The sequence below is a fragment of the Kitasatospora sp. NPDC007106 genome, assembly GCF_040634455.1.
Lineage (GTDB): Bacteria > Actinomycetota > Actinomycetes > Streptomycetales > Streptomycetaceae > Kitasatospora > Kitasatospora arboriphila.
In genome coordinates, this window is sequence record NZ_JBEYFP010000243.1 from 1 (window position 1) to 8,202 (window position 8,202).

An 8,202-nucleotide genomic window follows, 5' to 3' on the forward strand; every position below is an offset into this window, starting at 1 on the left:
CCGTTCACCGTCCATTCGACGGCCAGCTGGCGCGTCCCCTCCAGGGGCACCGCGCTCACCTGGAGCCTCGGCCGCCCGGTGACCACACCGGGCGTGGGCGCGGCACCGTCCAGCGGCTTCACCCGGCGGTAGATCTGTTCGACGATCGCCTCGCGCGAGGGCAGGTTGTACTGCCCGCCGAGGGTGCGCATCACGGAGTCGGCGGTGGGCCGGTAGAGGCCGTTGGCACTGCGGTAGGCGCCCACCACACCGCCGCCGTCCGGCGAGGTGGCGCCGAGCCAGCGCCACCACTTGGTGTGGGTCCGCAGCATCTCGTCGGCGTCGACGGCCGAGAGGTTGGCGTAGTCGGGGTCGTCGGGGGCGCTGTCGTACTCGTCGCCGAGGTCGCCGACGGTGTGGCCGATCTCGTGCTGGATGATCCGGCCGGCGTCGGGGCTGCCGCCGGCCAGGGTGGTGACGCCGGTGCCGCCCGCGCCGCCGTACTCCTCGGAGTTGGCGAGCGCTATCAGGAACTGCGGTCCGGCGTCCTCGCCGGCGTAGCGGGCGGTCGCGGACTCGTCGGCGCAGAGCAGCCGGGCGGTGCCCTCGCACCAGAAGTGCATGCCCAGCGGGGTGTCGGTGGGTCGGCCGTCCTCGGCCTCGGCTATGCCGGCGACCGGGGAGACCACCTCGACCCTCCGTATGTTGAAGAAGTTCTGGTAGGTGCGGAACGGCTCGATCTCCATCAGGGCCCGCCAGGCCCGGTCGGCCTGTTCCCGGAAGAGCGGCTGCTGGGCCGCGGTGTAGCCGTCGCCGAGCAGCACCAGGGTGATCCGGTTGGCCGGGTCGCCGGCGCGCCGGATGTCGATGCTGGGGGCGGCACCGGGCGCCCGGAGGTCGATCCGGTTCTGGGCGGGCGGCGCACCGCGGTCGGTGAGCGGGCCGGCGGGCGGCCCTATCACCGCGGACGGGGCGGGGGCCGCGACCTCGAGCGCTGCGGGCAGCACGGCGGCCGACATCAGCACGAGCGCGGCCAGACTCCGGACGATCCGGCCAGGGTTGCCAGGCGGCATGCGGGTGCGTCCTCCGGGCTCCGGTCACCCGGCGGGGGCCCGGGTGGTGGTCGCACAGACGTACCCCTCGCGACACGCCCGGCCGACCGGACGCATCCGAAGTTCGCCGGACCGGCCCAATGCCGTAGCGGCGTGTCGGCTGGCCACCGGCAGCGAACCGTCTCCAGAACCTGCTGGTCAGCGCCGGTGCGGGCCCCGGTCAGCCGCCGCGGAGCGCGGTGAGCGGGTCGGTCCGGGCGGCCCGGACGGCCGGGTAGAGCCCGGCGAGCAGGCCGACCGCGGAGCCGATCAGCGGCGCCGGCAGGGTGGCCCAGGGCTGCAGGACGGCCGTCCAGTCCCGGGAGGCGGCCACCGCGAGCACGGTGAGCACCCCGAGGCAGGTGCCGATCAGCCCGCCGAGGGTGCCGAGCGCCGTCGACTCGGTGAGGAACTGCGCGGCGATGTGCCGGGTGCGGGCGCCGAGCGAGCGACGCAGGCCGATCTCGGGGGTGCGTTCGAGGACGGCGACGAGGGTGGTGTTGGCGATCCCGACCGCCCCCACCACCAGGCAGATCGCGGCCAGCGCCAGGAAGAGGCCGGTGAGGTCGGAGGTGACCCGGTCGCGCAGGCCGTGCGGGTCCGGCGGCGCGGTGACGGTGAGCAGGTCCGGGGCGTCCGGGCGCAGGGCCACCGCCAGCTGGCCGGCGACCACGTCGGCGGCGCCGACCCGGGTGGCGGCGATCAGGTGCGCGGCCTCGTCGTCGGCCGTACCGGGGTTGCCGAAGCGCTCCAGCGCGGTGGACCCGGGGACGATCATGCCGAGCATGGTGTCCGGCAGCCGTTCGACCTGGTCGTAGACGCCGATCACGGTGTACGGCAGGCCCTGGATGAAGATCGCGGGCTGGGCGTCCAGCCGGGTCACCCCGAGCCTGGCCGCCGCCGTCCGGCTCAGCAGCACCACCGGCAGCGCGGCCCGCTGCGCGTACGGGTCGAGGGTCACCCCGGCGGCCAGCGTCGGGTGCACCGCGGCGACGGCGCCGGGGGTGGCGGCGAACAGGGAGAGGCCCTGGACGCCCGGCCCGGTCTCGGGGGCGGCCGAGATCCGCAGGTCGTCCGAGGGGATCCGCCACCACAGGCCGGCCGCGGTGACGCCGTCGATCCGGCCGGCCCGGGCGTCGGAGTCGGCGGGGAAGCCGCTCGGCGGGTTGGCGCCGGGCGGGACGCCGTCCGTCACGGGGTGGTCGGTGACGGTCACCGTGGTCGCCCGCGTCAAGTCGAACCCGGCGCCGATCTGCCCGGAGGCGGTGGCCGTCAGGCCGAGCACCGCGACGAACGCACCGATGCCGAGGACCGTGCCCAGCATGGTCAGCACCGAGCGGCCAGGACGCTGCAGCACGCCCGCCAGGGCCTCGGCCGCCAGGTCGCGCGGCCCGAGCCGGGAGGGCGGCCCGACCGGCCCGGTGGTGGTCATCGGACGGCCGCCGGCTCGGTCAGGCGGCCGTCCGCGATCCGGACCACCCGGCGGGCCCGGGCGGCCACCGCGGGGTCGTGGGTGATCATCACCAGGGTGTAGCCCTCGTCGTTGAGCCGCTCGAACTGCTCCAGCACGGCGCCCGCGCTCGCGGAGTCCAGGTTGCCGGTGGGTTCGTCGCAGAGCAGCAGGTCGGGCCGGTTGACCAGGGCGCGGGCGACGGCGACCCGCTGCCGCTCGCCGCCGGACAGCGTGGTGGGCAGCGCCTCCACCCGGTGGCCGAGGCCGACCAGGTGCAGCGCCTCCCGGGCGGCCGTCCGGCGCTGCTCCCGGGGGACGCGGTTGTAGACCTGGGCGAGCTGCACGTTCTCCTCGGCGGTGCGGTGCGGCAGGAGCTGGAAGGACTGGAAGACGAAGCCGATCCGGCGGCCGCGGAGGGCGGAGCGGTCCCGGTCGCGGAGGCTCCCGGTGTCGATGCCGTCCAGCTCGTACCGGCCGGTGGTCGGGGTGTCGAGCAGCCCCAGCAGGTGCAGCAGGGTGGACTTGCCCGAGCCGGACGGGCCGGTCACCGCCACGAACTCGCCGCGCCGCACGGACAGGTCGCAGGGGTGCAGTGCGGTGACCGGCGGCGGCCCGGCGAAGCTTCGGCCCACGCCCTCCAGTCGGATCACCTCGCTCACCGGCCGACCACCACCTGGTCGCCCGGCTGCAGCTGCGCGGCCTGCACGGGGGTGACGGCCACGTACCCGTCAGCGTTCACCCCGGTGGTCACCGGGACGGTGACCCGGCGGCCCGTGGAGCCGATCCGGGTGACCGCCGTCCGCCCGGTGGCGTCGGTGTACACGGCGGCGACCGGCACGCACAGCACCGGCTGGGCGGTGGCGCTGCGCCGGACGGTGATGCGGACGTTCTGGCCGCCGAGGGCGGCGGGCAGCGGCTCGGTGGGAGTGATCCTCAGCGGTACGTAGGCGGCCGCGGGCGGGGCGGCCGGCGCCGCCGGCGCGGCAGCCGCGGCGCCGGTGCCGGAACCGGCCGGGGCGGCGGTGCCGCCGATCGCGATCACCCGGCCCGCCGGCGGCGTGGTGGTCTGCGGTCCCAGCTCGGCGACCTCGCCCCGCACCACCGTGCCGGTGCTCTCCGAGAGGATCTCCACCGCCATGCCCGGGGTGATCCCGGGCGCCTGGCCGGGGGTGAGCTGGCCGGTGACCACCAGGTCGCCGCTGGTCAGCGAGAGCAGCGGACCTGCGACCGGGGCGCCGACGGTTGCGTTCACGGCCGTCACGGCGGCCGGCAGCACGGGCAGGAAGACCACCTCCCCGGCGGGCACCACCGGCCCGTCGGCCGCCTGCGCCCGGGCCAGCGCCGCCCGGTCGTCGGACAGCCGCCGCTCGGCCTCGTCGAGCTGGGCGGCGAGGCCGGGCAGGACGCCCTGGTCGGCCGGGGCGGCGGAGGGCGCGCCCGACGGCGGGGCCGCGGCGGCCGACCCCTGCCGGGCCTTCAGGTCGTCGACCGTCCGCTGGTCCGCCTCCACGGCGCGCTTCGCGGCGTCCACGGCCTGCTCGGCGGCCGCGCCCGCGGTGGGTGCGGGGTGGCCGAGCTGCCGGTAGAAGTCGGTGACGGCCTGCGCGGTGCCCGGGCCGTACTCCCCCTCGGCGTCCGAACCGCGCCCGTGGCCGAGGTCGGCCAGCGCGGCCTGCAGCTGGGCCACGTCGGACCCGTTGGCTCCCGGCTTGAGGTCCCGGTAGGCGGGCACCGCGCCCTTGAGGACGAACAGCGGCCGGCCGGAGACCTCCGCGAGCAGCTGGCCGTTGGCGACCGCGTCACCCGCCTTCACTGCCAGCGCGGACACATACAGCTGCGTGATGTCCGGGGAGGACGCGGCGGGGGTGACGTCGTAGCGGGTGGGCGGGTAGACCTGGCCGCGGGTGACGGTGGCACGCGTCAGCACCTTGGTCGTGGCCTCGGCGGTGAGCAGCGTGCCGGGCGGCGGGGCGGTGTCGGCCGCCCGCTCGGCGGGCGACTTGACGAGTCCGGCGGCGCCCAGGCCGCCGCAGGCGATCAGCGCGGCGGAGGCCGCGACCGCCAGCAGGGCGCGGCGGCGCCGCACCAGCCGCGAGCGGCCGGATCCGACCGCCTCGGCGGTCTCCTCCTCCCCCTCGAATTCGCGCTCCGCATCCCGGATCAGATCGCCCACTGCCATGTCACCAGCCATCGCTGCTGCTCGTCGGAGGAATTCACGTGCACCGGAGCGGGTGATTCCGAATTCCCCACCGCATCCGGATCGAGCCGCCTCAGCCTACCCGCGCGACCCGCTCCGCCATGCGATCCACGGCTCGTGAATTTCGTGCCGAACTGCCCGTACCCGCACGGAATTCGGCCGTTCGGGGCAGTTCCGCGAGCACATCACGGGCAAGATCGCATCCCGGGTTCGGCCGTTTGGCCGACCGGAGCGCACGCACGGCGTCCACGAACCCTGAATACGGGCATTCGACGTGATTCCGACGGAATACCGCGGAAATGGGAGAACCGTTTTCAGGCCCTGCGGCGGTGCAGCACGAGATGGGTGGCGACGCCGAGCAGCAGTCCCCAGAACGCCGCGCCGATGCCGAACAGCGTCATGCCCGAGGCGGTCGCCAGGAAGGTCACCACGGCGCCGTCCCGGCCGTGCTCGTCGGCGACCGCGCCGGCCAGGCTGCCCTGGAAGGAGGCGAGCAGCGCGACTCCGGCGATCACCGCGATCAGCACGTGCGGCAGCCCGGTGAACAGGCCGACCAGCACCCCGCCGAAGCTGCCCACCAGGAGGTAGAGGACGCCGGCCGACATCCCGGCGACGTAGCGCCGCCGCGGGTCGGGGTGGCTCTCCTCGCTGGTGCAGATCGCGGCGGTGATGGCGGCCAGGTTGACGCCCGGCGAGCCGAACGGCGCCAGCAGCACGGAGACCGCGCCGGTGGCCCCCACCAGCATCCGGTCGTCCGGCCGGTAGCCGGAGGCCCGCATGATGCCGAGGCCCGGGGCGTTCTGCGAGGCCAGCGCGACGATGGTGAGCGGCAGTGCCAGGCCGACGGTCGCGGACCAGGAGAAGGCCGGCACGGTGAGCACCGGCCGGGTCGGCCCGCCCGACCCGAAGTGCAGCGGCAGCCCGACGGTGGCCGCGGCGAGCGCCGCACCCGCCAGCAGCGCCAGCGGGACGGCGTACCGCGGCAGCCACCGCTTGGCGAGCAGGAAGGCGGCGAAGGTGCCGAGCACCAGGGCGGGGGCGCTCCGCAGCTCGGTGAAGATCCCGGCGCCGAAGGTGAACAGGATGCCGGCCAGCATCGCGTTGACGATGCCGACCGGGATCGCCCGCACGAGTCGGCCGAACAGGCCGGTGGCGCCGAGCACGGCCACGGCGACCGAGGAGAGCAGGAAGGCGCCCACCGACTCCCGGTAGGGATGGGCACCGAGGCTGCCGACCAGCAGGGCCGCACCGGGGGTGGACCAGGCGGTGATCACCGGGGTCCGCGTCCACCAGCTGAGCAGCAGGCAGGTCAGGCCGCTGCCGATCGACACCGCCCAGATCCAGGAGGCGGTGTGCGCCGGGCCCAGGTGCCCGGCGGAGGCGGCGGCGAGTACCACCACCAGCGGCCCGGAGAAGGAGACGGCGATGCAGACCAGACCGGCCAGCAGGGCCGGCACCGAGACGTCGCGCCGCAGTGAGGGCCGGGGCTCGGGCAGGTCGGGGGCGCTGCGGGCGGCCTTCACCGCGGTCTGACGATCGGACATGGGAGCAGTATCGCCGAGGGACTCCGGAGGCCCGGAAAAATTTCTCGGAACCACCTGCAACCCCCGGGGCGGATGCACGTCCATCAGAGTGAAGGCACGGAGAGCAGGACCGGCGGGCAACGGCCGGGGGGCCGATGCGCCGGACACCTTCACCCACACACCGTCAGCACACCGCCCTGGGGGGACCAGTCATGCGCGCGCCCGTTATCTCCCGTTTTGTCCGCAACGCCGCCGTCACCACCGCCGCCGCCGTCGCGGTCGGCGTCGGTCTGCCCGTGCTGACCGGCGGCACCGCCGCCTGGGCCTGCGGCGACGAGCCGGCGCCCGCGGCCACCGCCACCGCCACCGCGCCGCAGGTGAGCCACGGCGGCTCCAGCGCGTTCCTCCCGGCGCCGACGGGCGTCACCGCCGGCGGCGCCCCGGTGGAGATCGGCATGGAGCAGTACAACGACACCGGCGCGGCGATCCCGGCGCTGGCCCCCTCCTTCGCGCTGTTCGCCTCCGAGCCGGTGCCCGGCACCAACCGGCTGGTCAACCTGCAGCCCGAGAACGTGAAGGTCGAGGTGAAGTTCCACGGCCAGTGGAAGCGGCTGTCGCTGCGGCACTCCTGCGACCCCACCCTGGTGGCGAACACCGCCTCCCTGGCGGAGCCGGTGGCGGCGGGCCGCGCGCACCGCTACACGTTCCGGCTGACCGTGCTCGCCGACGTCCCGGCGCAGATCCGCACGGTCGACCTGTTCAGCGGCCAGGGCAGCAACGACCACATCACCCTGGCGGTGAAGCACCCCGCGCCGACCGCCCCGGCCACCACCACGCCCACCCGCACGAAGCCCGCCACCACCGCGCCCGCGCGCACCGCGCCCACCCGCGCCGCGTCCGCCACCACCGCGGCCGCCCCCGTCCGGGCCGCCCTGCCGGCCGCCGCGACCACGGCCCCCGCGACCGCCCGGGCCACCACCGTGCCCACCACCGCGCCCGCCGCCCCGGCCACCGAGCTGGCACAGACCGGCCCGTCCTCGGCCACCGCCTTCCTGTTCGCCTCCGGCGGGGTGCTGCTCGTCCTCGGCGGCGGGGTGCTGCTCTCCGTGAAGCGCCTCGCCCGCCGCTGACCGGCCCGGGAACGCCGCCGGCCCCGCCCCCACGAGGGGACGGGGCCGGCGGTGTTCACCGGGGATCAGGCCCAGGTGATGAGCCGCTTCGGGCGCTCCAGGATCGCGGCGATGTCCGCGAGGACCTTGGAGCCGAGCTCGCCGTCGACCAGGCGGTGGTCGAAGGAGAGCGCCAGCGTGGTGACCTGACGGGGCACCACCTTGCCCTTGTGTACCCAGGGCATCTCCCGGACCGCGCCGAAGGCGAGGATGGCGGCCTCGCCCGGGTTGAGGATCGGGGTGCCGGTGTCGACGCCGAAGACGCCGACGTTGGTGATGGTGATCGAGCCGCCCTGCATGTCCGCGGGCGAGGTCTTGCCCTCGCGCGCGGTGTCGACCAGCTCGCCGAGCGAGAGGGCCAGCTGGGTCAGCGTCTTGCCGCCGGCGTCCTTGATGTTCGGGACGATCAGGCCGCGCGGCGTGGCCGCGGCGATGCCGAGGTTGACCTGCCCCTTGATCACGATCTCCTGGGCGGCCTCGTCCCAGGCGGCGTTGATCTCCGGGTGCCGCTTCACCGCGGTGAGCAGCGCCTTGGCGACCAGCAGCAGCGGCGAGACGCGGACGTCCCGGCCGAGCTCGCCGGTCTCCTTGAGCTTGCGGACCAGCTTCATCGTGCGGGTCACGTCGATCTGGACGAACTCGGTGACGTGCGGCGCGGTGAAGGCCGAGGAGACCATGGCGGCCGCGGTGGCCTTGCGGACGCCCTTGATCGGCACCCGCACGTCGCCCGCACCGCTCGCCACCGGGGCGGCGGCCGGCGCGGCCTGCGGGGCCGGGACGGCTGCGGCGG

7 protein-coding genes are annotated in these 8,202 nt (G+C 75.5%); 1 reads left to right on the forward strand and 6 read right to left on the reverse strand.

Features of this window, described 5'->3' with window-relative positions:
- From ABZ641_RS19430 to ABZ641_RS19450, 5 genes are all read right to left on the reverse strand, one after another.
- A partial coding sequence (locus ABZ641_RS19430; RefSeq protein WP_359983311.1) for a M64 family metallopeptidase occupies positions 1-1,052 on the reverse strand: 1,052 nt, incomplete at its 3' end.
- A 199-nt stretch (positions 1,053-1,251) separates the two neighbouring features.
- Positions 1,252-2,502: an ABC transporter permease gene (locus tag ABZ641_RS19435; RefSeq protein ID WP_359983314.1), complete on the reverse strand. Its 1,251-nt coding sequence runs from the start codon at positions 2,500-2,502 to the stop codon at positions 1,252-1,254.
- The gene (locus tag ABZ641_RS19440) at positions 2,499-3,182 is read right to left on the reverse strand and encodes an ABC transporter ATP-binding protein (RefSeq protein ID WP_344622197.1); all 684 of its coding nucleotides are present in this window, start codon (positions 3,180-3,182) and stop codon (positions 2,499-2,501) included. The genes ABZ641_RS19435 and ABZ641_RS19440 overlap by 4 nt, the downstream gene beginning before the upstream one ends.
- Positions 3,179-4,702, reverse strand: coding sequence for a peptidoglycan-binding protein (locus ABZ641_RS19445; RefSeq protein WP_359983317.1), 1,524 nt, complete (start codon positions 4,700-4,702; stop codon positions 3,179-3,181). Before ABZ641_RS19445 ends, ABZ641_RS19440 begins: the two co-directional genes overlap by 4 nt.
- Before the next feature lie 332 nt (positions 4,703-5,034).
- Positions 5,035-6,264 (reverse strand): benzoate/H(+) symporter BenE family transporter, encoded by a 1,230-nt coding sequence (locus ABZ641_RS19450; protein WP_344622182.1) that lies wholly within the window; start codon positions 6,262-6,264, stop codon positions 5,035-5,037.
- 191 nt (positions 6,265-6,455) lie between these two features.
- On the opposite strand from ABZ641_RS19450, the gene ABZ641_RS19455 reads away from it, so the two are divergent.
- A complete protein-coding gene (locus tag ABZ641_RS19455; RefSeq protein WP_359983320.1) occupies positions 6,456-7,373 on the forward strand; it encodes an LPXTG cell wall anchor domain-containing protein in 918 nt (305 codons plus the stop codon).
- 65 nt (positions 7,374-7,438) lie between these two features.
- On the opposite strand, the gene ABZ641_RS19460 is transcribed toward ABZ641_RS19455, so the two are convergent.
- On the reverse strand, positions 7,439-8,202 hold a 764-nt coding region (locus ABZ641_RS19460; RefSeq protein ID WP_359983322.1), incomplete at its 5' end, for a dihydrolipoamide acetyltransferase family protein.

Coding starts and splice junctions, on each gene's coding strand:
- ABZ641_RS19435 (WP_359983314.1), bottom strand. CDS start 2,502: ATGACCACCACCGGGCCGGTCGGGCCGCCCTCCCGGCTCGGGCCGCGC.
- ABZ641_RS19445 (WP_359983317.1), bottom strand. CDS start 4,702: ATGGCAGTGGGCGATCTGATCCGGGATGCGGAGCGCGAATTCGAGGGG.
- ABZ641_RS19450 (WP_344622182.1), bottom strand. CDS start 6,264: ATGTCCGATCGTCAGACCGCGGTGAAGGCCGCCCGCAGCGCCCCCGAC.
- ABZ641_RS19455 (WP_359983320.1), top strand. CDS start 6,456: ATGCGCGCGCCCGTTATCTCCCGTTTTGTCCGCAACGCCGCCGTCACC.